Raw genomic sequence first — 22,814 nt, 5'->3', positions numbered from 1 at the left:
TTTTCGGAACAATATGTATTATTTTATAACATAGCACGATTTTGATAAACAAGATGGCACGCCCTATCTTTACAGAATTGAAAGATTATTTACGATTGCTTTACTTCAGTCTCGTGAATGATGTTAGAACCTGTCTTTCATAATCTAATTAGGGCTAAAAGCCTTGATTTTCTGTGCCCCGACATTCACATACTACAATGTATGCTGTGCTACGGTGCTCTAATATCAAGCCTTTTAGTCTTAATTTGATGTGGATAAGGTTTTTCGTTGATAGACATCATCAAAGCGGATGATGTCATCTTCACCGAGATAATGACCACTTTGCACTTCAATAACGTATAAGGGTTCATTTCCAGGATTGCATAAGCGATGACGGGTTTTTTGAGGAATATAGGTCGATTGATTTACCGTAAGCTGCATTATTTGTTCATCATTCGTAACTTCAGCAAGGCCACCGACAATCACCCAGTGTTCGGCGCGATGTTCATGCATTTGCAAAGATAGTTTTGCCCCTGGCTTCACCATAAGCCGTTTGACTTTGAAAGCAGGACCTTCAGCAAGTATTTCATAGTACCCCCAGGGGCGGGACACGCGAGTGTGTTCATCAGCCAGCTGGGCATGATTTTCTCCAAGCGCCTGAACAATATCTTTGACTTGTTGGGAATATTGCTTATCCGCGACCAGGACAGCGTCCGTGGTGGCAACAATAATTTGATCCTGGATCCCAATCGTTGTGACTAGTATATCTTCACTGCTGACTAAGCAATTATGGCTATCTTTGGCAATGACCTTACCATGAAGAGCATTGCCATTGGCATCCAACGGATTTGCTTCGGCCACTGCCGTCCAGCAACCAAGATCGCTCCATTGAATGTCCACAGCAATCATGGCCGCTTTACTGGTTTTTTCCATAATGGCGTAATCAATGGATTCACTTCGACATTGAGCAAATGCTTCAGCATCTAAACGAATATAGTCGTGGCCATATTGGCCTGCGAGTATGGCTTGCTTGCTGGCTTGAAAAATATCAGGAGCATGTTGGTGCAATTCATCCAAATAGGTTTGGGCACGGCAAACAAACATGCCACTATTCCAATAATAATGACCGTTTGCAATAAATTCTTCAGCTGTTTTTACGTCGGGTTTTTCCCGAAAACGTTGGACAAGCATGGCTTTCTGTGAGGTGGATGGTATCGCTTCGATGTAACCATAGCCCGTTTTAGGTCCACTTGGTTTAATCCCGAATGTAACTAGAACCGAGTCGGAGGTAGCGAATTCTATTCCTTGCAGCATGGCATCCCGCCAGGCCGCCTCATCAGCAATCCAGTGATCGGAAGGGAGGATAAGCATGATGGCATGAGGGTTGATTTGATGAACAAGATAGTGGGCAGCAACGGCAATGGCTGGTGCTGTGTTGCGGACACAGGGTTCAAGCAGGTAGGTGATGGGAGTTTGAAACGATTGCAGTTGCTCTTGGCAAAGAAAATAATGCGCCTCATTACTTACGGTCAAAATTTTGGTGTGAGGCAGGCTTAATGTTCTTTGCATGGTTTGTTGCAAGAGAGAAGATTCACTTTGCAAGCGCAAAAATTGTTTGGGAAAATTTTTACGCGATAATGGCCACAGCCGGGTGCCGGATCCACCGGCAAGGATCACGGGAAAAAGTTCAGGCTTCATCAGAGTTCATCAATGATTTCATAGTGCAGCATTTTAACAGTATATGATTTAAGGTAGCAAATTTTAAGGAAAGTATTTAAAATGGGCAGATTTGACTTGCTTTATGCAGAGACGTTCTACATCCTATGAAAAAAGCCGTGGTTTTACTTTCTGGAGGACTTGATTCAGCGACTTGCTTGGCTATCGCCAAAAATCAAGGATTTAAGTGTTTTGCCTTGAGTTTTATGTATGGTCAAAGGCATGAGTATGAATTGAATGCGGCTCGGCGAATAGCAGTCAACATGGCCGCTTTTGAGCATCGTGTGGTTCATCTTGATATCGGTCAATTTGGTGCTTCTGCATTGACGGATAAGCGTATAGACGTTCCCGATTATGAAGGGCTGGGCAAGATTCCAGTCACGTATGTTCCTGCGCGTAATACTGTTTTCTTGGCTACTGCACTGGGGTTGGCAGAAGCTGTAGGCGCTTATGATATTTTTATTGGTGCCAACGCAGTGGATTATTCAGGCTATCCGGATTGTCGACCGGAATTTATCACCGCTTTTCAACATCTTGCTAATGTCGCCACCAAAGCAGGCGTGGAAGGACGAGCGTTTACTATCCAAGCTCCGCTGCTTCATTTAACCAAGGCAGATATTATTCGCACTGGCATGCAACTAGGCGTGGATTATAGTTTGACGGTATCTTGCTATCAATTAAATCAAGAAGGTGCTGCTTGTGGGCACTGTGACAGCTGTGTGTTGCGAGCCCAGGGGTTTAAGGCGGCCGGTGTTGAAGATCCTACTTATTATCAATGAGTTAATAGCATCTTTACAAAAAATTACATTTTTTGGATAAAATTATTCCAAGTTAAAATGTCTCATGATATAGTTTCCGCGGATTTTTAACCCATGGAGTTATGTTATGTTAGATTTTATTCGTAAACATTGGAAAGTGCTTGCTTTAAGTGCTTTGGCGCTTGCTGCTGTTGTTGGTGTTGTGTTTTTCCCTCCCGCTTTAGTTGCCGGCGGTATTATTGCTTTGGCATCTTCTCCTGTATTAGCCGTATTTGGTAGCGCTGCCGCTGCCGTTGCAACCGGGGTGGTTGCCGCTACTGCTGCCGCTGCCGTGTTTGCTGCCGGTGCTTTGGTTAATGGTATTGTGAAAGCTGGTGGCTGGTTGTTTAACAAAGTGTGTGGCAAGAGTGCTCCTGATGAATCTGAATCTGAAGATGATTACGATGAAACTCTAAGCAGCACTGCTGTAGCTGCCAAAGGCCTTGGTGTTGGGGCTCGTCGTGAGCGCCTTGATGCAGTTGCCGATGAAGATGAAATTCATGTTCAGCATGTTTCTCCTCTGTACGCTCCTAAACTTCGTCCAGTTGCTGCTCGCCGCGATCAACAAGAAGAACTGGATGCCTCGCCTTTGGCATTGGCTGCTCGTTAATACGAAATATTTTTTTTGAAAACGCGGCCTTAGCCGCGTTTTTTATTCTCCCCAACGTTTTATCAGGCGATGATCTAAATCAAATAAATCCAGCACTCTGCCAACGCTGTTATCAATCAAATCATGGATGTTTTCCGGTTTATTGTAAAAGGCTGGGACGGGCGGAAAAATAATTCCCCCCATTTGTGTGATGGTTACCATATTTTGCAAGTGTCCTAAGTGTAAAGGAGCTTCTCGCGGTAACAGCACCAGGCGACGGCGCTCTTTGAGCGTGACATCGGCGGCACGAGTTAAAAGATTGCTGGTAATCCCATGAGCAATTTCTCCCAATGTTTTCATTGAACAGGGAGCAATGATCATACCTAGGGTTTTAAAAGAGCCGCTGGCAATCGATGCGGCAATATTGGTGCAGGGATGATAGACATTGGCAAAGGATTTCAATTCGGCTGCACTCAGCGATGTTTCATACGTGCGGGTCAAGTGAGCGGCTTTGCTGACAACCAGATGTGTTTCTATGGGCATGGTTTGCAGCACTTGCAATAAGCGAATCCCATAAATAATGCCTGAAGCGCCACTGATACCAATAATGAGGCGGGGCTTGCTCATAATGAATATGCTCCCATATTCCATACAAAGGTGTTTTGCTTATACTCTTCGCACTTGAGTTTTCGGCGATGTTGCAAACGCATTCGTCATCGGTCATGTACTGCTTGTACGCTCCCTTGACTCATGCATTTGTGCCTAGCCGAAATCTCCATTGCTGTGAGTATAATATTATATCTTAATACAGCAATCACCACACAGATGGGTTATAATCCGACAATTTGCCATTTATTGTGTGATAAAATTATGACGCAAGTTCGTAAAATGCTGGTTACCAGTGCGCTTCCTTATGCTAATGGACATTTACATTTAGGGCATTTGGTTGAACACATTCAAACCGATATTTGGGTGCGGACCCATAAAATGTTGGGCCATCAATGCATCAGTGTTTGTGGTGATGATGCGCATGGCACGCCTATTATGCTGAAAGCCGAGCAACTGGGCATTTCTCCAGAGAGGCTGACGACGGAAATGAAAAAGAGTCATGAAACTGATTTTGATGCTTTTGGCATTGTTTATGACAGTTATTATACTACCCATTCGTCAGAAAATCAGGCGCTTGCAGAAAAAATCTATGCGCAATTACAGGCTCGGGGTGATATTGTCAAAAAAACCATTCGTCAGGCTTACGATCCCGAAAAAAATATGTTTCTGCCCGATCGGTATGTGAAAGGTACTTGTCCAAAATGTGGTGCGTCTGATCAGTATGGAGATAACTGTGAAGCTTGCGGTGCAACGTATGCCCCGACCGATCTAGTCGATGCCGTCTCTGCCATTTCCGGTGCCAAGCCAGTTGAGAAAGAATCAGAGCATTATTTTTTTGATTTGCCACGCTATGAGAGGTTATTGAAAGAGTGGACGCGTCAAGGGCATTTACAAACGGAAGTGGCTAATAAGTTGGATGAATGGTTTGCTTCGGGTTTAAAGCAATGGGATATTTCTCGTGATGCACCTTATTTTGGTTTTCTTATTCCCGGCACCCAGGACAAATATTTTTATGTGTGGTTGGATGCCCCTATTGGTTATATGGCCAGCTTCCAAAAATATTGTGAGCAAGAGGGTATTTCATTTGCTGAATTTTGGGGAAAAGATTCAACGGCTGAATTGTATCATTTTGTTGGCAAGGATATTGTTTATTTTCACGCGCTCTTTTGGCCGGCTTTATTGGCTGGCAGTGATCATCGTCTTCCCACGGCGATTTTTACCCATGGTTTTTTAACCGTAAATGGTCAGAAAATGTCAAAATCACGCGGTACTTTTATTGAGGCACGCAGATATTTGGCACATTTGCATCCAGAGTATTTACGCTATTATTTTGCTGCCAAACTGAATGGTCGTGTGGATGATCTGGATTTAAATTTTGAGGACTTTGTGCAGCGGATTAATTCGGATTTAGTGGGCAAGGTAGTCAACATTGCTAGTCGTTGCGCTGGTTTTATCAACAAGCACTTTTCGCAGCAATTGGCTGATTCACTAAAAGAGCCAGCATTCTATGAAGAGCTTTTGACCGTTAAAAATCAAGTGAGTGACGCTTTGGTTGCCCGAGATTATGCTTATGCAATCCGCCTTATCATGGAAAGTGCCGATCGCATTAATCAATATATTGATGCTAATAAGCCATGGGTATTAGCTAAAGATCCTGAGCGTCTTCCTGAAGTGCAAGCCATTTGTACCATGGGGTTAAATTTATTCCGCATTCTTATGACTTGCTTAAAACCAGTATTGCCAAAGATGGCTACTGCTGTAGAAGTGTTTTTAAATGATGAGCCATTAACCTGGAGTCGAGTAAATACGCCACTTTTAAGCCATACTATTAATGATTTTGTACCACTTATGGTTCGTGTTGAAAAAGAAAAAATCGATGCGATGCTTGCAGAGAGTTAATGATGGCGTTAGTAAAAGACATTGATAAATTATTACCGCAGACTCAGTGTGGGGAATGTGGCTATCCAGGCTGTTTGCCGTATGCACAAGCTTTGGCACAAGGTAATGCTACCATTGATGGCTGTCCTCCAGGGGGTATAGAAACCCTCAAGGCTTTAGGGCAGCTGCTGCACATCGATGTCACCCCTTATCTTTCTACAGTCAGTGCCAATACTCGCGCACCATCCAAAGCGGTGATCCGCGAGTCCGAGTGCATTGGCTGTACAAAATGCATTCAGGCTTGTCCTGTGGATGCTATTATTGGCAGCGGCCGTCTGATGCATACGGTGCTTGCGCACGAATGTACGGGTTGCGGGCTTTGTGTGGAACCTTGTCCAGTGGATTGTATTGAAATGGTACCGCTCCTTAAGCCAGGTTATGATAAAGACCTTGCTCGGCAACGTTATCATGCAAGGCAAGTACGATTGTTGCGTGAAGAGCACGAAAAGCAGCAAACGTATCGAGAAAAACGTAAGCTTGCTGCTCAAAATGAAGGAAAGCAGAAGGACCAGAAAGCCAAGCAGGAATTTATTCTTCAGGCTTTGGCAAGAGTTCAGGCAAAACATTCGGATAAAAAATGAACAAGCAAAAGCGGCGTGCTATTTTTGAGCGTTTGCAACAGGAAAATCCTCAGCCTACCACCGAATTAAACTATGGGTCGTCTTTTGAGTTATTAATTGCCGTGATGTTGTCCGCGCAGGCAACAGACGTCGGTGTGAATAAGGCAACGTCTCGACTGTTTCCAGTGGCCAACACGCCAAAAGCAATTCTTGCGCTGGGAGAGGAAAAATTAAAGGATTACATCAAAACCATAGGACTGTTTAATAGTAAGGCCGCCAATATCATTAAAACTTGCGAAATCCTCCTGGAAAAGCATCATGGTGAAATCCCTGAAACTCGGGAGGCGCTGGAAGCATTGCCTGGGGTTGGCCGTAAAACTGCTAATGTGGTCCTTAATACTGCATTTAATAAACCGACAATTCCTGTAGATACCCATGTGTTCAGAGTTGCTAATCGTACTGGCATTGCTAAAGGCAAAACGCCACTCGCTGTTGAAAAGGCATTGCTTAAACAGGTGGATAAGGAATTTTTAACCCATGCCCACCATTGGTTGGTTTTGCATGGTCGTTATGTTTGTACAGCTCGCAAGCCCCATTGCCCTGAATGCATTATTTGTGATCTATGTGAATATCCGCATAAGACTAAGTCCTAGGTGGCCTCCAAGGAATAATGACCATCAAATTGATCTTCAATCATCCCTGTTGGTTGATTTTTGACAAAAATAAAATTTTACTGTACAAAAATAAATTGGCTCTGGGGGATTAGGTGATAAATAATGATAACAATCGCATTGAGCGAAGAATCTAGGCTGGCGGTAAAATTAACGGTGGATTTAAAGGGTTATTGCGAGTCTTATAAACGTTGGCGTGATAGTCGCAAGGCATTGGAAGATATAGATACGTCCGGCGAGCCCCGCCCTGCGGTTGTAATGGTTGAAGAGCGCAGGCGCGCGACTCAATTGGTAGAAGAAACTGAAAATGCTTTTAAGCAAATACGAGCCTTTTACACAGCCCGGTTAAGCGCGTTACCAGGTGATTTGCATTGGCATGAAATAAAAAATTTACTTAGTACTCGCTGTAATCTTCTTGACCCAGGAGAAAACCGGTTATTTTCTTTCTTAAGCGGTTTTGGCAGTGAAGCTGGGGCCTCACCTCTGGTTCTTGAAAGTCTTGATTGTAGTTTTGTTGAATTATTAAAAAACAGCATGGATGCACTATTACTTAATTATTTAAAGAACGCTGCCACTGAGGCGACTACAACGTTGGAGATGCGTGTTGCCCTGAATTTAGCTGGTGAAACGCTGTCTGTTGCAATTACAGATAATGCTGGTGGTTTTTCAGCGGCTTATTTGACAAGTTTTAATGAAACTATTAAATCTAGAAATTACAATAAAACCCACTCGAGAGAAAAATGTCAATATATGGATTATTGTTTTGGTGGTGCTGGGCGAGGATTGCCTATTTTAGTGGATTATATAGTACACGGTGGATTTTCACGAAGACCAGATGTATTTGAAAAAATCTATCAAGTGAAAGAGGGCGATACGTCCATTGACATTCATAATACTCTAGATGCCAAAGGGGCAGAAATCATTATAACCACACCGATGGCACCTTTTGCTGCTGCCGAAACTGAAAATATACCATTGCGCAGGATTGATTCGGCCAGCATGACCTCGCATGAGGATGAAGACGAAGACGAGGCCAGCGAGGTAGTAGAAAAAGAGTTTGAAGTGTCGTTACCGGCTTCTTTCGTGCTTGCTTCTCCTCCTAAACCGAGGCAAGTTCCTCCTCTGATTTTTTTAGATTCGAAAGAAACAACGGCTGCGTTGGCGATTTCGGCTAAAGCATTGGCCTTTATTCCGCCAGGTGCTCTTGCAAGTGGCACTGGTGCTGCCGCAGAAGGCGGAGCCAGCGATAAAAAGCTGCGGCTCGAAGGCGATGGAAAACGCTCGCGACAAACCTATGAGCTGGCTAGTGGCGCTGGAATGGAATTGCGATTATTTCCTCCAACGGATGAAGTGATAAAGCGTGCTCGTAAAACTCCAAAGCCTACAAAGAGTGCTGCTATGCGACCAAGAAACTGAGTTAATTCGCTCGCCAGATATTGGGTGCTGTTTTTATTCAGTGGATGGGTGCTTTTGCGGTCTTTGCCAGCCATAGATTGTCTTTTGTTTGGATTCGGTTAAGGTTAATTCTCCCGCGGGCACGTTTCTACGGATGGTACTACCTGCACCAATGGTGGCATTTTCACCAACCGTGACCGGTGCTACCAGTTGGGTATCGGAACCAACAAATACACCGTCTTCAATAATGGTTTGATGCTTATTGGCGCCATCGTAATTACAGGTAATGGTGCCGGCGCCAATATTCACATGTTTACCAAGTTTCACATCCCCCAAATAACTTAAATGATTGGCTTTACTGCCTGTATCGAAAGAAGCATTTTTGGTTTCAACGAAATTACCTATTTTGCAGTGAGCGGCTACCTGCGTGCCAGGTCTTATCCGGGCAAAAGGACCAATCTGGCAGTGTTCACCAACTGTGCAATTCTCCAGCACAGTATTCGCCAAAATTTCACTGTTTGCCCCAACGGTTACATTCTTGAGGATGCAATTAGGTGCAATGGAGCAGCCATCGCCAAGAGAAACGGTTCCTTCAAATAATGTATTAACATCAATAAAGACATCTTCACCGCAGTGCAGTTCCCCGCGAATGTCAATGCGATTAGCATCTGCCAGGCTAACCCCGGCAAGCATGAGTTTTGTAGCCAGCCATTTTTGCCATATGCGTTCCAGTTGTTGTAATTGCAAGCGGTTGTTAACGCCTAAAATTTCATTGGGATCTTGAGCATGAAGAGAAGCAATGGGTAAATTTTCCCTCACGGCCATGCTTATAATTTCCGTTAAATAATATTCCCCTTGAGCATTAGCTCGGCTTAATGCAGGTAACCAGCGATGAAGTGCTGCAGCCGATACGTAACATATTCCGCTATAAATTTCATTAATTTGCCGTTGTGATTCATCAGCGTCTTTTTCTTCAACAATGGCTGAAATTTGATGGTTTTGGCTGCGAATAATACGACCTAGCCCTGTCGGGTCAACTACTTTTGCCAATAATAAACTCAAGGGAACAGACTCTGAGTCTCCGTGATTTAATAACGCCTGCAAAGTGTTGGTCTGAATCAAGGGCACATCTGCAGAGAGGATCAGCACTCGACTTGTCGATGCAATGTAAGGCAATGCCTGCATGACGGCATGGCCTGTGCCTAATTGTTCGGCTTGCTCTACCCAGTGAATTGGAAGTTCCCCCAGTGCCTGTCTAAGAAGAGCGCCCCCATGGCCAATAATGACATGGATTTTCTCTGGATTTAAAGCTTGTGCGGTTTCTATGACCCGCAGCAGCATGGGCTTCCCTCCTAATGGATGCAAGACTTTGGGGGTCTTGGAGTGCATGCGCTTGCCTTGTCCTGCCGCAAGAATGATGATATGCAATGACATAATTTTTTATTTCCTCTTTTGCGATGTCGATTGAACGGATCGCTCATTTTTCAATAAATCAAATAATGTCATCAAAAGCTCCACCTCCTTTCGGAAAGTGTATTTCAGAATAAGACAGATGACATTGAATAATATTATCGATATTGTATACATCGGCAAAAAAAATGCGACTCATGGAGACATTTAATGACCCTTTTTCTTGAAATTGCCAAGCATGTTTTACAAACAGAAATTATCCATTTGCGTGATGCTTCTCTCACTGCAGATGCTTCTTTAGTCAATACAGTGTTAACGGCAGCTGGCGCGGGAAGAGATGTTGGTTTATCTGGCACTAAACGAGAATTATTGGATATTTTGTCTGCCAAGATAAGAAGCATGGCTGACGGTGACAATGATGAAAAAAGTCTTTATCAACTAAAAAGTTGCTGGCCATTTGCCGAGCAGACGCAGAAAAGAAAAGTGATGAACAAGGATACGATGAAGGTGATTTAGGTCCTGGCCTCCTGAATTTAGAAAATTTGGTTCAGAAAATTTATGATAAAATGGTGGCGCTTCGCTTTCATGATCTTCCTCGTGATGCAGATCCATTAAATAGTTTCCGTTATTTTGTAGCAATGCATCAGGCTCAAAAAGCGGTAGAACAATTCAAGGCAGGGCGTTTGGAACGTCTAGCGTCTCATCCACAGTTAACTAACGTCAGGGCATTGGCTGCCGCTAAAAAGACATTAATCCATAAACACTTGCATGATTGTATTGCGGATTTGGAAACTTTGGACAAATTACATCCACGCTATCAACAAACAAAATGCGAACGGGTATTGGAATGGATAAGTAAATTACGTAAAGCAAACGAAGTTCTTTGTAGAGAGTACACCAGGTTGCTGTTCCGGCCGGGGCCTGGTTTGCTGGATAATCTCATGCTTGATGCGACCGAAGAAGTGAAAAAACGATTGCAAGTGTTAATAAAACAAGAGTCAGAAGTAAGTCAAACTCCGTCTCAGGTGATGTAAATTTAAATTAATGAGTTAGTTCTCCACATAAACTCATCTCCATGTATTGTTTGACGTGATTTACATCTGAATTTTTTGTAAGTAGATACAAAAGCTTGCAATGAGTGGCCTCTGGTGTCATATCATGACCGCTGATGAGTCCAGCATGCTTTAGTGCACACCCTGTGGCGTATTGGTTCATATGGACGCTCCCATGTGGGCACTGACTACAGTTTACAATGACAACACCTCGGTTGCAGGCGTCTTCCAGCAATTGCAGAAAGCGAGGCTCATTATTTTGAGCATTTCCGGAACCGTAGGTTTCCAGTACTAATCCGCGCAAGGGTTGTTTAAGAATATAAGCCAATACATCTGTAGCAAATCCTGGAAACAGTCGAAAGTTTGCAATGAAATGCGGAACGATGGTTTGCAAACGAAAAGGTTTTCCAGAAGGCTGAAGCAACAATTCCCGATGCACCTCAATGTCAATGCCAATATTTGCCAGATGGGGAAAATTGGGAGAATCAAAAGCATTAAACCGTTGGGCGCTTATCTTTTGGGCGCGATTGCCTCGCAGTAAGTGCTGATTGAAATAGATGCATACCTCTTTAATGGGATCATAGGAGCATAACCATAAAGAAGTAATAATGTTATCAATAGCATCGTTGCGCGCTTCTGATAAGGGTATTTGTGAACCGGTGAGGATGACTGGCTTGTCAAGATTTTCCAGCATGAATGATAAAGCAGACGCGGTATAAGCCATGGTATCGGTGCCATGAAAAATCACGAACCCGTCATAGTTTGCATATTCTGTTGCAATGTCTGTGGCAATGCGATTCCATTCGCTCACGGTCATATTTGAAGAGTCAAGTAAGGGATTATATTCCTTAATAACATAATGCGGCATATCGACATGGGTAAGGGCAGCTATATTTCTTAATGCAGATTGAACATAGCCTTGTGCCGGTTCATAACCATGATTGGTCTTAACGCTGCTTATCGTGCCGCCAGTATTTAAAATCAGAATATTTTTTTTCATGAGTTTGCCAAGGCGTGCCTTAAGAGTACACGGAAAACCTGCAGTAAAGAAAACAACCATCATCATATTCTTCCTTTTCTGCATTCTTGTCCAGTGTTACGCTGTTGTATGAAAATTTTTGCTAAAATTTAATTATAAAAATAGAGTGTCTTAAGCAAGTTTGGCCGATCATTTAAAATATGTGCATCCTTAACAGGTAAGCCTTGTCCACACCATTATAGAGTCGGATGAAAAGGAATGTTTTTTATTTGCCAAACTATTGCATTTTATGAAAAAATCAAGACATTAATGATGAGTATAAGCAATAAAAATATGGTAATTGATCGTGCCGGCTACCGCTTGAATGTAGGGATCATTCTTGTTAATGATTCTGGGCGTGTTTTTTGGGGAAGACGGTATGGTCACGATGCCTGGCAATTCCCTCAGGGTGGATTGATTACCGGTGAAACAGCTCTCGAAGCAATGTTTAGAGAGTTACGAGAAGAAATTGGTTTGGAAAGCGGCGATATTGAAGTGTTGGGTTCGACCCGACGTTGGCTTAAATATCGTCTGCCCAAACAATATTTGCGCCATGGAAGCGATCCGTTAGTCATTGGCCAGAAACAAAAATGGTATTTATTAAAGTTGGTTGCCAGCGAACAAAAAGTTCGTCTTGATCTAAGTGATTCCCCTGAGTTTGACAGTTGGCGCTGGATTGATTATTTCGAACCGCAAGAACAGGTCATTTTTTTTAAAAAACAAGTTTACATGCAAGCGTTAAAAGAGTTGGAGCAATTTCTTAAAAAACGTCGTTCACCTTATGGGAAGCGCCGCAGACGAGGTAATCATAATCGTTAGATGTTAAAAATATTAAAACGTATTGTACAGGATGTCACCACTGCAAGTCGCTTGGCTGATGCATTAGCTATTCTAGTGCAGCAGTTGCGGGAAGCGGTTGTTGCGGAAGCCGTTTCAGTTTTTCTCATTGACAATAAAAACGCCGAATACGTATTAATTGCTACCGAGGGTTTAAATAAGCAAGCCGAGTCTCGCGTACGTGTCGCTTTGGACAGTGGGCTGATAGGGCTGGTTGGCAGGCGGGAAGAGCCCATTAATATTGATAACGCCCCCGCGCATCCTGCTTTTCATCAAAATCCTCTGTTGGGTGAAGATCATCTTAATGCATTTTTAGGTGTTCCTATCATTCAGCATCGTAAATTGTTTGGCGTATTGACTGCTCAAAGAGTAGAAGAGCGCTATTTCGATGATGCAGAAGAAGCTTTCTTGATTACTTTGGCAGCACAATTAGGTGGAATCATTGCACATGCCGAAGCAACGGGAGAATTAAGTCAATTAACTCAGCCACAACCTGTGGGCCTTGCCAAACCTGAAACCACCCAAATTTCTTTAACCGGCATTGGCAGTGTTCCTGGGGTGGGTATTGGCACCGTGGTTGTGGTTTATCCCCCCGCGGATATTGATACTGTGCCCCGTCGAATGGCAGAAGATATTGAACATGAAGTTGCTGTTTTTTATGAAGCGCTTAGGGCGGCTCGTGACGACATGCGCCGTCTGAGTCGACGCATGCAATCCAGCGTTGCTGAAAATGAACATGCATTATTTGATGTGTATTTGCGTCTGCTGGATGAGGATAATCTGGGTGCTGAAGTAGAAAAGGTGATTCGTGAAGAACAAATAAGTGCCCAGGCTGCTCTGGCAACGGTCATAAAAAAACATATTTTTCAATTTGAAAGCATGAAAGATGATTATTTGCGTGAACGTGCCAGTGATTTCCGGGATTTGGGTCGTCGCGTATTGGCGGAGCTGCAATTTTCTCAACAAGAAGACATTATTTATCCACGCCGCACTATTTTAGTAGGCGATGAAATTACTGCAGCAGCCCTTGCAGAAGTACCGGAAGGCCAGTTAGCTGGCGTTGTGGCGGCAAAAGGCTCCAATAATTCCCATGTTGCTATATTGGCAAGAGCCATGGGGGTTCCTACTGTCATGGGAGTACGAGGCTTAAATATTGAACAATTATCTCGGCGAGCGGCTGTGGTTGATGGTTATTATGGGCATATGTTTATCTCGCCTTCAAAAGCATTGCTTGCTGAATATAAAAAGTTGGCACAGGAAGAAGATGAATTAAATCAAAGTCTGGTCAGTTTACGGGATAAACATGCGGAAACCACCGATAATTATCGTGTATCGCTACAAGTCAATACTGGCTTGGCAATGGACGCAGGCTTATCCATGAGCGTCGGCGCTGAAGGAGTTGGACTCTATCGCTCTGAAGTGCCGTTTATGAGCCGAGATCGTTTTCCCTCAGAAGATGAGCAATACGTTATTTATCGTCAAATACTTAAAGCCTTCGCGCCCAGAAAAGTGACCATGCGTACTTTGGACATTGGTGGAGACAAGACACTTTCCTATTTTCCCGTTGAGGAAGATAATCCCTATCTTGGCTGGCGTGGCATCCGCGTCACCCTCGACCATCCTGATGTGTTTTTATTGCAAGTGCGTGCCATGATGCGCGCCAATGAAGAGTTAAATAATTTGCGTATTATGCTGCCCATGGTTACGACCTTAAGTGAGCTTGATGAAGCAATATTTCTAATCAATCAGGCTTTTGCTGAGTTACTTGAAGAAGGATGCATTATTGAAAAACCACAGATTGGCGTTATGATAGAAGTGCCTGCCGCTGTTTATCAAGCACGTGAATTTGCAAAGCGCGTTGATTTTCTTTCCGTTGGCAGTAATGATTTAACCCAGTATTTATTAGCGGTGGATCGCAATAACGCCCGCGTTGCCAGTCTTTATGATGGTTTGCATCCGGCGATGTTGCGCGCTCTTCTTAAAATTGTGGAAGGGGGACATGCTGCTGGTGTGGAAGTGAGTATTTGTGGCGAGATGGCCAGTGAGCCTTTGGCGGTTATTTTATTATTAGCGATGGGGTTTGATACGCTTAGTATGAACTCATTTAGTTTACCCCGCGTGAAATGGGTTATTCGTAATTTTTCCATTGCAAATGCTCGTAAAATTCTTGCTGAGGTATTGGAATTTGAGCATTCGGATGAAATACGGTTATATTTGCAAAAAGCGCTTGAAGACGAGGGCTTGGGCGGCTTAATTAGGGCAGGTAAATCATGATTTTGGAAAGCATAACGGAGCATGGTACAGCCTATGCTTTAACAGGTGCTTTTGCCGGTTTTATGTCAGGCACCTTAGGCATTGGTGGGGGTATGATTGTTGTTCCGGCTTTATTATATATTTTTCACCACTCTAGTGTTGTGCCGCAAGCCGTGGAAATGCATGTTGCCGCTGGAACATCGCTGGCTATTATGATTTTTACGGCGATGTCTTCCATACGTGCCCATCATCGCCAAGGGGAAATATTATGGAGTGTTTACCATCGTCTTTGGCCAGGCATTGTTCTTGGTGTTTTCTGCGGGGCATTGCTTGCTGATCAGTTATCTACTTATTGGTTGAAAATTCTGTTTGGTTTATTTTTATTGGTTATTAGCTTTAAAATGATGGCGGATATTCACGTCAATCACCCTCGTGCTTTTCCGGGCAAATGGTTAAATCGCCTGATTAGTTTTGTTATTGGACTTAAATCAGGTCTTTTAGGGGTTGGTGGGGGGGCATTGATCATTCCTTATCTTAGTTTTTGTGGAATTGACACTCGAAAAATTCCAGCCATATCGGCATTGTGTACTTTATCCGTGGCAATGATGGGAACGATTGCTGTCATCATCACGGGTAGTAATGAGGTGGGATTACCGGCCTATTCTACTGGATATGTTTATTGGCCAGCCGTCATCTGGGTGGCAGTTCCTAGTGTTTTATTTGCTCCCATTGGGGCTCACTTAACGTATGCTTTGCCAGTTCAACAGTTGAAATATGGCCTGACCGCTATTCTTTTAATAGCAGCCATTGATATGCTTATTTAAGGGTGATTAGTAGTATGCACGTGTTGGCTTTTCCACATATTGATCCAGTTGCTTTTTCTTTAGGTCCTGTGAGTGTTCATTGGTATGGGTTGATGTATCTTTTGGGTTTCCTTTTAGCCTGGATTTTGGCGCATTGGCGAGTAAAGCATTATCAGTTGGATTGGACTTCCGAGCAAATCGGTGACCTGATTTTTTTTAGTGCTATAGGGGTTATCATTGGTGGTCGTTTGGGGTATATGCTTTTTTATAACACGCAACAATTGATTCACCAGCCTTGGGTAATCTTTAAGCTTTGGGAAGGTGGCATGTCTTTTCATGGTGGATTATTGGGAGTCATACTGGCGTTGTGGTTATTTGCTTATAAGGTGAAAAAACGGTTTTTGGATGTTACTGATTTTGTGGTTCCTCTTGTGCCGTTAGGATTAGCTGCAGGGCGTGCGGGAAATTTCATTAATGGTGAGTTGTGGGGACGGCCGACAGATGTGCCTTGGGCCATGATTTTCCCTCAAGTTGATTTCCAACCACGCCATCCGTCGCAATTGTATGAATTTGGTCTGGAAGGTATTGCTTTGTTTATTCTAGTATGGTGGTATGCATCCAAGCCGCGGCCTTTGGGGTGTGTGTCGGCGGTATTTTTTGTCGGTTATGCCATTTCTCGACTGATCGTCGAATGTTTTCGTCAGCCTGATGCTCAACTTGGATTTATAGCATTTGGCTGGTTAACAATGGGACAATTATTATCCATTCCAATGTTGCTTATTGGAATTGTTTTCTTGTGGATGAAGCGAAATGAAAACTTACCTGCAACTCGTTGAATACATTTTAAATCATGGAATAGAAAAAACGGATAGAACCGGAACAGGAACCCTCTCAGTATTTGCTTATCAGATGCGTTTTAATCTTGCAGAGGGTTTTCCACTGGTTACCACGAAAAAACTGCACACGCGCAGCATCATTCATGAATTGCTGTGGTTTTTAAGGGGAGAAACCAATATTGCCTATCTGCAGGAGCATGGCGTAACCATTTGGGATGAATGGGCTGATAAAAATGGCGATCTTGGTCCGATTTATGGCAAACAATGGCGAAATTGGCCTACAGCAGATGGGCGTACCATTGATCAGTTAAGCGATGTCTTGCAGCAAATTAAAAAGAACCCTGACTCCCGTCGTTTGTTGGTGAGTGCCTGGAACGTAGGTGAACTGGATAAAATGGCGTTGGCACCTTGCCATGTCTTGTTTCAATTTTATGTGGTTAATAACCGCTTGTCTTGTCAGTTGTACCAGCGTTCTGCTGATGTGTTTTTGGGCGTGCCTTTTAATATAGCGTCTTATTCCTTATTGACTCATATGATTGCACAACAATGTCATCTGGACGTCGGGGATTTTGTTTGGACGGGAGGTGATTGCCATTTATATTTAAATCATCTGGAGCAAGCCAAACTTCAACTGCAACGCCAGCCTTTGCCTTTACCACAACTGCAAATAAAGCACATGCCGCAATCATTGTTTGATTACCGGTTTGAAGATTTTGAATTTGTTGACTATCAGTCGCATCCGGCCATCAAGGCTCCAATTGCAATATAGAGTCAAAGAAAAATGAAAGGTCCGTTATATTCTGGCATAATATTGCCATATGTGATTTAATTATTCCCTGTTTGATTTTTTGGATTCTGTTTTGATGAAAAAAAGTATCCTTGTGTTGTTGTTGTTGGGAATGATGTGTTTATCTGCTGTTTATGGCAGTCAATTAAGCAAATATTTACATAAGAAAGATGAGGAAGAGAAAGCACAGCAGCGGCGTGAATGGCAGCAGGACATGAATTTTAGTGATTTTGCTTTTCGTTTGCAAAGACGGTTTGTGAATGACCATGGCCAACGGTGTCGCGAGTATGTATTTCGTTCCCGTAGTAATCCGTATCGGCATGGACAATACATTGTCTGTGATGAGCGTCTAAGAGAACAAGACTCGGATTTCTTCCGGTAAAGGAACCGATTTATTTTCTTGATAATTGACCCAGACTATTTTACTAGTGCCTTGAGCCATCAGGGTATGTTCTTGATATAAATCATGGTCCATAATAAAACTCGAGCGCCCTAAGCTGTGTATGCTATTATCCAGACGCAAGGTAGCAGGATAGATAACAGGTTTTAAAAAGGTGCAGGCAACATGAATGACAACAGGACCGCATGTTTGTTGCATATCCAGATTTAGGGCACGTAACCATTCAATGCGTGCCTCCTGAAAATAATCAAAGTAACGGCCATTGTTAACATGCGCCAAGGCATCCATATCTCCCCAACTGATAGCAAATGTTCTTTGATGTACTGCAATTTTTTTTTCACTCATGATAAGTCCATTGGATCGACATCAATATTCCAGCGTATGCTCTGGCTGATATTATTCATTGTTAACCAGAGTCGTATTTGCGTCAACGCCGTGTGGAGCGTGCTACGGCAAGGTGATTTAAGCAACAATTGCATTCGATATTGGTTGGCTTTTCGCGCTAAGGGGGCTGGTGCTGGGCCTAAGGTGGCGACGTTGGAGTTCTGCAGCTGTTCTTTGATCTTGTTAAGAAGCTGCGACAATTTTGCCAGAATTTTTCCCTGGGCGCGAATAACGGCCAGAAAATAAAATGGTGGCAATTCGGCTTGTTTGCGCTGCTGCAACAATGATTGTGCAAATGCTTCATACCCTTGCTGGATCAGCACATTGAGCAACGGATGCTGGGGTAAGTGGGTTTGAATCACAACGTGTCCTTCACGTTCAGCCCGTCCCGCGCGTCCGGCAACTTGAGTCAATAGTTGCCCTAATCGCTCAAGGGCACGAAAGTCCTGATTATAAAAGCCATTATCAGCATCAAGGATAACGACCAGCGTGAGACGTGGAAAATGATGGCCCTTGGCCAGCATTTGGGTACCAACCACCAGCTGAGCTTCTCCTTTGTCAATGCTTTCTAGTTTCTTTTCCAGTGCTTTTTTTTGCCCAACTTCATCACGATCAATACGTAAAACACCCGTTGAAGGGAATTGACTGGATAAATATTCGAAGACGCGTTGAGTTCCCGCACCGATGGGCAGCAATTCTCGACTAGCACAGCTAGGACATTGTGTGGGTATGGATTGTGCCAGGCCACAATGATGGCACAGGAGCTTATTACGTTGACGATGCAGCGTCAAATGACTGTCGCAAGCTCGGCAGCCAGCCATCCAGCCACAAAGATGACATAAAAGGACGGGCGCAAATCCTCGACGGTTAATAAATACCAAAACCTGATTTTGCTGCTGTAGATGGGTATCAATGATTTTTAGGGTTGGGGTGGCTATACCATGTTGCAACGGTTGATTACGAATATCCATAATTTGGAATTGCAAAGCATGATCATTCATGGCTTTGCGGGTCAGTTGCAACAAATGATATTTATTGCGGGTACAATTATATAGGCTTTCTAGACTGGGGGTGGCTGAGCCAAGAATAATGGGAATATTAGCGGTATGTGCGCGCATCAACGCTGTATCACGTGCGGAGTAACGAACACCCTCCATCTGTTTTAGAGAGACGTCATGTTCTTCATCAATGACAATTAATCCAAGCGCCGGTAAGGGGGTAAATACGGCCGTGCGCGTTCCAATGACTAGCCGGGCTTTTGCTGTGTGTGCAAGCTGCCACGCCGCCTGGCGTTCTGCATCATTTAAATGGGAATGAATGGCTACCATTGGTTCATGAAAGCGGGAGCCGAACCGACTTAACAGTTGCGGTGTTAATCCAATTTCTGGAACAAGGACAAGCACTTGCTTGCCTGCAGCAAGCACTTGATTGATGATGTGCAGATACACCTCGGTTTTGCCACTGCCGGTTACTCCCTGCAATAAAAAACAGTGATAAGACTCTAATTGTGTACAAATGGTATTCACCGCGGCCTGTTGTTCATTATTGAGGGGAGGTGGTTCCTGCTTATGATTGAATGGCGGTAACGGTTTATCAATGTGCTCCACCATGTCCAGTAACTCAGCCTTTTGTAAAGCGAGCAATTGGGTTGAGGTAAATCCTGCTTGCATTATCATTTTTTTTGATAAGCCATGAGATTGACCTGCAAGGAAATCAACAAGGGCATGTTGACGAATTGCTCTTGGGGAAAGTAGAAGATGAGCTTTATCAGCGGATGTTTTTAAATAATAATGATGGCAAGTTGGCAATAAACATACTGCTCCATCGCGGTATTTTTTGGGCATGGCTAAAGGAAGGACTTCCGACAACGGGGATTGATAATAGCGGCTAACCCATTGACAGAGTGTGAGGATTTCTTCAGGCAGTAACGGTGTTTCATCAATCACTGTGTCAATGGTTTTAATGTTGATATCGGATTGTGGCTGGCCTTTACCAATCACAACCCCGATACGTCGTTTGTTGCGAAAAGACACCCAGACTCGGCCACCGATACAGGGTGTTTTTTCTGCTGCGTGGTAATCAAAAAAATCACGGCCAGTATGGGGAATGCAAATTTTGAAAACGAACCCCATGATTTCTTCTCATACAAATCAAATTCGTGTAAGTTACACGCTTTCTGACATGGTTTCCATTTAATTTTAATAAGCATCAGATCAAGGCAGCAACGTCATTGGGCATATTGCCAAAAAAGTGTATAATTATGCGATTTGTTCACTCATAAGTCTGTGTTATGAATCTTGAAAAACAATATGATGTCATTGTTGTTGGCGGTGGTCATGCCGGTACAGAAGCGGCAGTTGCTGCTGCACGTATGGGGGCTGATACGCTTTTGCTTACCCATAATATGGATCAACTTGGGCAGATGTCATGCAATCCAGCCATTGGCGGAATAGGCAAAGGCCATCTTGTTAAAGAAATCGATGCACTTGATGGTGTTATGGCGCGCGCGGCCGACCTTGCCGGTATTCAGTTTCGTATGCTTAATGCATCAAAAGGCCCGGCGGTTCGTGCGACTCGTGCTCAAGCGGATCGAGTGCTTTATCGTCAAGCAATAAGACAAATCTTGCAGGCACAAACGAATTTAACCCTGTTTCAGCAGGCGGTTGATGATTTGCTGGTTGAAGGCACGCGGGTGACCGGTGTTCGCACCCAACTAGGGTTTGTCATCCGCGCACGTGCTGTTATCCTTACTGTTGGTACATTTCTTGGTGGCAAGATTCATGTTGGTATGAATCAATACGCTGGTGGCCGTGCTGGAGATCCCCCTGCCATTGCTCTTGCACAACGGTTGCGTGATTTGGCATTGCCTGTAGGGCGTTTGAAAACCGGAACCCCCCCAAGGATTGACCGTCGAACGTTGGATTTCAGTCAAATGGTTGTTCAGCCTGGGGATACTCCGGTGCCTGTTTTTTCCTATTTGGGCAATGCACAGCAACATCCACTGCAAATCCCTTGTCATATTACCCACACCACCGAGCAAACTCACGAGATTATTCGTAAAAATTTGCATCAATCGCCCATGTATGCCGGCGTTATCGAAGGTATTGGACCACGATATTGCCCATCCATTGAAGATAAAGTCGTACGTTTTGCTGACAAACTTTCGCATCAGATTTTTGTAGAACCGGAAGGATTGACCACGGAGGAAATTTATCCTAACGGCATTTCAACCAGTTTGCCTTTTGACGTTCAGGTGCAATTTGTGCGTACTATAAAGGGCTTTGAACATGCTCATATTACCCGTCCTGGTTATGCCATTGAATACGATTATTTTGATCCACGAGGATTAACCCCTTTTCTCCAGACTAAGCCTTTATCGAATTTATTTTTCGCCGGACAAATCAATGGCACCACCGGCTATGAAGAAGCGGCGGCACAAGGGTTGATCGCAGGAATGAATGCGGCATTACAAGTTCAAGATAAGTCATTGTGGTGCCCTCGTCGTGATGAAGCGTACGTAGGGGTACTAATTGATGATTTGATTACCTGCGGAACTCAGGAGCCGTATCGTATGTTTACATCGCGTGCCGAATATCGGTTATTGCTACGGGAAGATAACGCCGATTTGCGGCTGACTGAAAAAGGTCATGAACTCGGACTGGTTGGCGAAACGCGCTGGCGGATGTTTTGTCAAAAACGTGAGGCCATTGAAACGACAAAAGATTTGCTTGAGAATACTTGGGTACGGGTTGGCCATAATGAGATGTTAAGCGATGTTATAGCGACACCTTTACAGCATGATTGCAGGGCCAGTGATTTATTAAAGCGTCCGGAAATTACTTATCAAGGTCTGCAGGCGCTGCAAGAATTGGATTTGCCACAATTGGACGATGCTGTTGCTGAACAAGTGGAAATTCAAAGCAAATACGCCGGTTACATTGAGCGTCAGCAGCAGGATATTGCGCGCCTGCGCAAACATGAACATACGCTTTTACCAGCGACGCTGGATTATACGCAGGTTTCAGGATTATCAACGGAAGTCGTACAAAAATTAACAACCATAAAGCCGACTTCTATTGCTCAGGCTGGGCGCATATCTGGCGTTACCCCGGCAGCATTGTCGCTGTTACTGGTGCATTTGAAAAAACAGCGGCTATTGGCATGAGCAGACTAATGTCGATTGAGGAGCAGTTGCGGCAAGGTGTCCACACACTTGGTCTTAATGTACCAATCGCTTCTTTGCTTGATTATTTGAATCTGTTATATAAATGGAATCAGGTTTATAATTTAACGGCTGTACGTGATATGGAAACTATGGTGACGCGCCATGTCCTTGATAGTTTGGCCGTTTTACCGTGGGTCAAAGGAAATCACGTGCTGGATGTTGGCAGTGGCCCAGGACTTCCCGGTATTCCGCTGGCGTTGGCTTGTCCCCTGTTTCAAGTCGTGTTATTAGATAGCAATGGCAAAAAAATTCGTTTTTTACAGGAAGTAAAACGCGTATTATCTTTGAACAATGTAGAAATTGTGCAAACTCGCGTGGAGAACTACCACCCTGTTCATAGTTTTGATACAGTTATTAGTCGGGCATTTAGTGATCTAAAAAAAATGATCAATTGGACACATCACCTCATAGCAACGGATGGCATTTGGCTGGCGATGAAAGGCCGTTGTCCTGAAACGGAATTGAAATCCATCCAGCGCTCCTTTCGGGTAGAAGAATATTCTGTTCCGGGTGTTGAGGGAGAGCGCTGTTGTGTCATTATTGAGAAGGAATAAT

The 22,814-nt window shown here is 43.8% G+C and carries 22 protein-coding genes; 16 read left to right on the top strand and 6 right to left on the bottom strand.

What is annotated here, in order from left to right:
* Positions 1-240: 240 nt before the first annotated feature.
* Positions 241-1,677: a mannose-1-phosphate guanylyltransferase/mannose-6-phosphate isomerase gene (locus LOA_RS13145; RefSeq protein ID WP_025386742.1), complete on the bottom strand. Its 1,437-nt coding sequence runs from the start codon at positions 1,675-1,677 to the stop codon at positions 241-243.
* 125 nt (positions 1,678-1,802) lie between these two features.
* On the opposite strand from LOA_RS13145, the gene queC reads away from it, so the two are divergent.
* On the top strand, positions 1,803-2,474 hold the full coding sequence (gene queC, locus LOA_RS13140; protein ID WP_025386741.1) for a 7-cyano-7-deazaguanine synthase QueC: 672 nt from the start codon (positions 1,803-1,805) through the stop codon (positions 2,472-2,474).
* Between the two features lie 106 nt (positions 2,475-2,580).
* Positions 2,581-3,102, top strand: coding sequence for a hypothetical protein (locus LOA_RS13135; RefSeq protein WP_025386740.1), 522 nt, complete (start codon positions 2,581-2,583; stop codon positions 3,100-3,102).
* Positions 3,103-3,144: 42 nt separating this feature from the next.
* Here the strand turns inward: LOA_RS13135 and LOA_RS13130 are convergent, their stop codons facing one another.
* Entirely contained in the window at positions 3,145-3,711 is a 567-nt protein-coding gene (locus LOA_RS13130; protein WP_025386739.1) for a UbiX family flavin prenyltransferase, read from the bottom strand.
* A 240-nt stretch (positions 3,712-3,951) separates the two neighbouring features.
* On the opposite strand from LOA_RS13130, the gene metG reads away from it, so the two are divergent.
* From metG to LOA_RS13110, 4 genes are all read left to right on the top strand, one after another.
* Positions 3,952-5,589 carry a methionine--tRNA ligase gene (gene metG / locus LOA_RS13125; RefSeq protein WP_025386738.1) on the top strand — a complete coding sequence of 546 codons (1,638 nt, stop codon included), beginning with the start codon at positions 3,952-3,954 and terminating at the stop codon, positions 5,587-5,589.
* A 2-nt stretch (positions 5,590-5,591) separates the two neighbouring features.
* Entirely contained in the window at positions 5,592-6,209 is a 618-nt protein-coding gene (locus tag LOA_RS13120) for an RnfABCDGE type electron transport complex subunit B (protein ID WP_025386737.1), read from the top strand.
* A complete protein-coding gene (gene nth, locus LOA_RS13115) occupies positions 6,206-6,841 on the top strand; it encodes an endonuclease III (protein ID WP_025386736.1) in 636 nt (211 codons plus the stop codon). The genes LOA_RS13120 and nth overlap by 4 nt, the downstream gene beginning before the upstream one ends.
* 123 nt (positions 6,842-6,964) lie before the next feature.
* Positions 6,965-8,275, top strand: coding sequence for a hypothetical protein (locus LOA_RS13110; protein WP_025386735.1), 1,311 nt, complete (start codon positions 6,965-6,967; stop codon positions 8,273-8,275).
* Positions 8,276-8,308: 33 nt separating this feature from the next.
* On the opposite strand, the gene glmU is transcribed toward LOA_RS13110, so the two are convergent.
* A complete protein-coding gene (gene glmU, locus LOA_RS13105; RefSeq protein ID WP_025386734.1) occupies positions 8,309-9,688 on the bottom strand; it encodes a bifunctional UDP-N-acetylglucosamine diphosphorylase/glucosamine-1-phosphate N-acetyltransferase GlmU in 1,380 nt (459 codons plus the stop codon).
* Positions 9,689-9,874: 186 nt separating this feature from the next.
* Between glmU and LOA_RS13100 the strand changes: the two genes are divergently transcribed.
* Both LOA_RS13100 and LOA_RS13095 read left to right on the top strand, forming a co-directional pair.
* Complete coding sequence (locus LOA_RS13100) at positions 9,875-10,180, top strand: hypothetical protein (protein ID WP_025386733.1); 306 nt, start codon at positions 9,875-9,877, stop codon at positions 10,178-10,180.
* A 26-nt stretch (positions 10,181-10,206) separates the two neighbouring features.
* Positions 10,207-10,698, top strand: a complete 492-nt coding sequence (locus LOA_RS13095) for a hypothetical protein (RefSeq protein ID WP_148294912.1) — start codon at positions 10,207-10,209, stop codon at positions 10,696-10,698.
* A gap of 7 nt (positions 10,699-10,705) precedes the next feature.
* On the opposite strand, the gene ansA is transcribed toward LOA_RS13095, so the two are convergent.
* Complete coding sequence (gene ansA, locus LOA_RS13090; RefSeq protein ID WP_025386731.1) at positions 10,706-11,716, bottom strand: asparaginase; 1,011 nt, start codon at positions 11,714-11,716, stop codon at positions 10,706-10,708.
* Positions 11,717-12,028: 312 nt separating this feature from the next.
* Here ansA and LOA_RS13085 point away from each other — a divergent pair, with 312 nt between their 5' ends.
* From LOA_RS13085 to LOA_RS13060, 6 genes are all read left to right on the top strand, one after another.
* A complete protein-coding gene (locus tag LOA_RS13085) occupies positions 12,029-12,553 on the top strand; it encodes an RNA pyrophosphohydrolase (RefSeq protein WP_025386730.1) in 525 nt (174 codons plus the stop codon).
* The gene (gene ptsP, locus LOA_RS13080) at positions 12,554-14,845 is read left to right on the top strand and encodes a phosphoenolpyruvate--protein phosphotransferase (RefSeq protein ID WP_025386729.1); all 2,292 of its coding nucleotides are present in this window, start codon (positions 12,554-12,556) and stop codon (positions 14,843-14,845) included.
* Positions 14,842-15,648 carry a sulfite exporter TauE/SafE family protein gene (locus tag LOA_RS13075; RefSeq protein WP_025386728.1) on the top strand — a complete coding sequence of 269 codons (807 nt, stop codon included), beginning with the start codon at positions 14,842-14,844 and terminating at the stop codon, positions 15,646-15,648. The genes ptsP and LOA_RS13075 overlap by 4 nt, the downstream gene beginning before the upstream one ends.
* A 20-nt stretch (positions 15,649-15,668) precedes the next feature.
* Positions 15,669-16,463, top strand: a complete 795-nt coding sequence (gene lgt / locus LOA_RS13070; protein WP_025386727.1) for a prolipoprotein diacylglyceryl transferase — start codon at positions 15,669-15,671, stop codon at positions 16,461-16,463.
* Positions 16,438-17,232: a thymidylate synthase gene (gene thyA / locus LOA_RS13065; protein WP_025386726.1), complete on the top strand. Its 795-nt coding sequence runs from the start codon at positions 16,438-16,440 to the stop codon at positions 17,230-17,232. Before lgt ends, thyA begins: the two co-directional genes overlap by 26 nt.
* Before the next feature lie 94 nt (positions 17,233-17,326).
* Positions 17,327-17,632, top strand: a complete 306-nt coding sequence (locus LOA_RS13060) for a hypothetical protein (protein ID WP_025386725.1) — start codon at positions 17,327-17,329, stop codon at positions 17,630-17,632.
* On the opposite strand, the gene LOA_RS13055 is transcribed toward LOA_RS13060, so the two are convergent.
* Together LOA_RS13055 and LOA_RS13050 are read right to left on the bottom strand one after the other, a co-directional pair.
* Positions 17,600-17,995 carry an acyl-CoA thioesterase gene (locus LOA_RS13055; RefSeq protein WP_025386724.1) on the bottom strand — a complete coding sequence of 132 codons (396 nt, stop codon included), beginning with the start codon at positions 17,993-17,995 and terminating at the stop codon, positions 17,600-17,602. The genes LOA_RS13060 and LOA_RS13055 overlap by 33 nt on opposite strands.
* Positions 17,992-20,166, bottom strand: a complete 2,175-nt coding sequence (locus LOA_RS13050; protein WP_042239038.1) for a primosomal protein N' — start codon at positions 20,164-20,166, stop codon at positions 17,992-17,994. Before LOA_RS13050 ends, LOA_RS13055 begins: the two co-directional genes overlap by 4 nt.
* A gap of 158 nt (positions 20,167-20,324) precedes the next feature.
* Between LOA_RS13050 and mnmG the strand changes: the two genes are divergently transcribed.
* Positions 20,325-22,199 carry a tRNA uridine-5-carboxymethylaminomethyl(34) synthesis enzyme MnmG gene (gene mnmG / locus LOA_RS13045; protein WP_025386722.1) on the top strand — a complete coding sequence of 625 codons (1,875 nt, stop codon included), beginning with the start codon at positions 20,325-20,327 and terminating at the stop codon, positions 22,197-22,199.
* A gap of 8 nt (positions 22,200-22,207) precedes the next feature.
* Positions 22,208-22,813 (top strand): 16S rRNA (guanine(527)-N(7))-methyltransferase RsmG, encoded by a 606-nt coding sequence (gene rsmG, locus LOA_RS13040; protein WP_237758043.1) that lies wholly within the window; start codon positions 22,208-22,210, stop codon positions 22,811-22,813.
* The last annotated feature ends 1 nt before the right edge of the window (position 22,814 follow it).

It is taken from the genome of Legionella oakridgensis ATCC 33761 = DSM 21215 (genome assembly GCF_000512355.1).
Taxonomy (GTDB): domain Bacteria; phylum Pseudomonadota; class Gammaproteobacteria; order Legionellales; family Legionellaceae; genus Legionella_A; species Legionella_A oakridgensis.
Note: the sequence above shows the minus strand (reverse complement) of the source record. Positions and strands in the feature narration are given on the sequence as shown.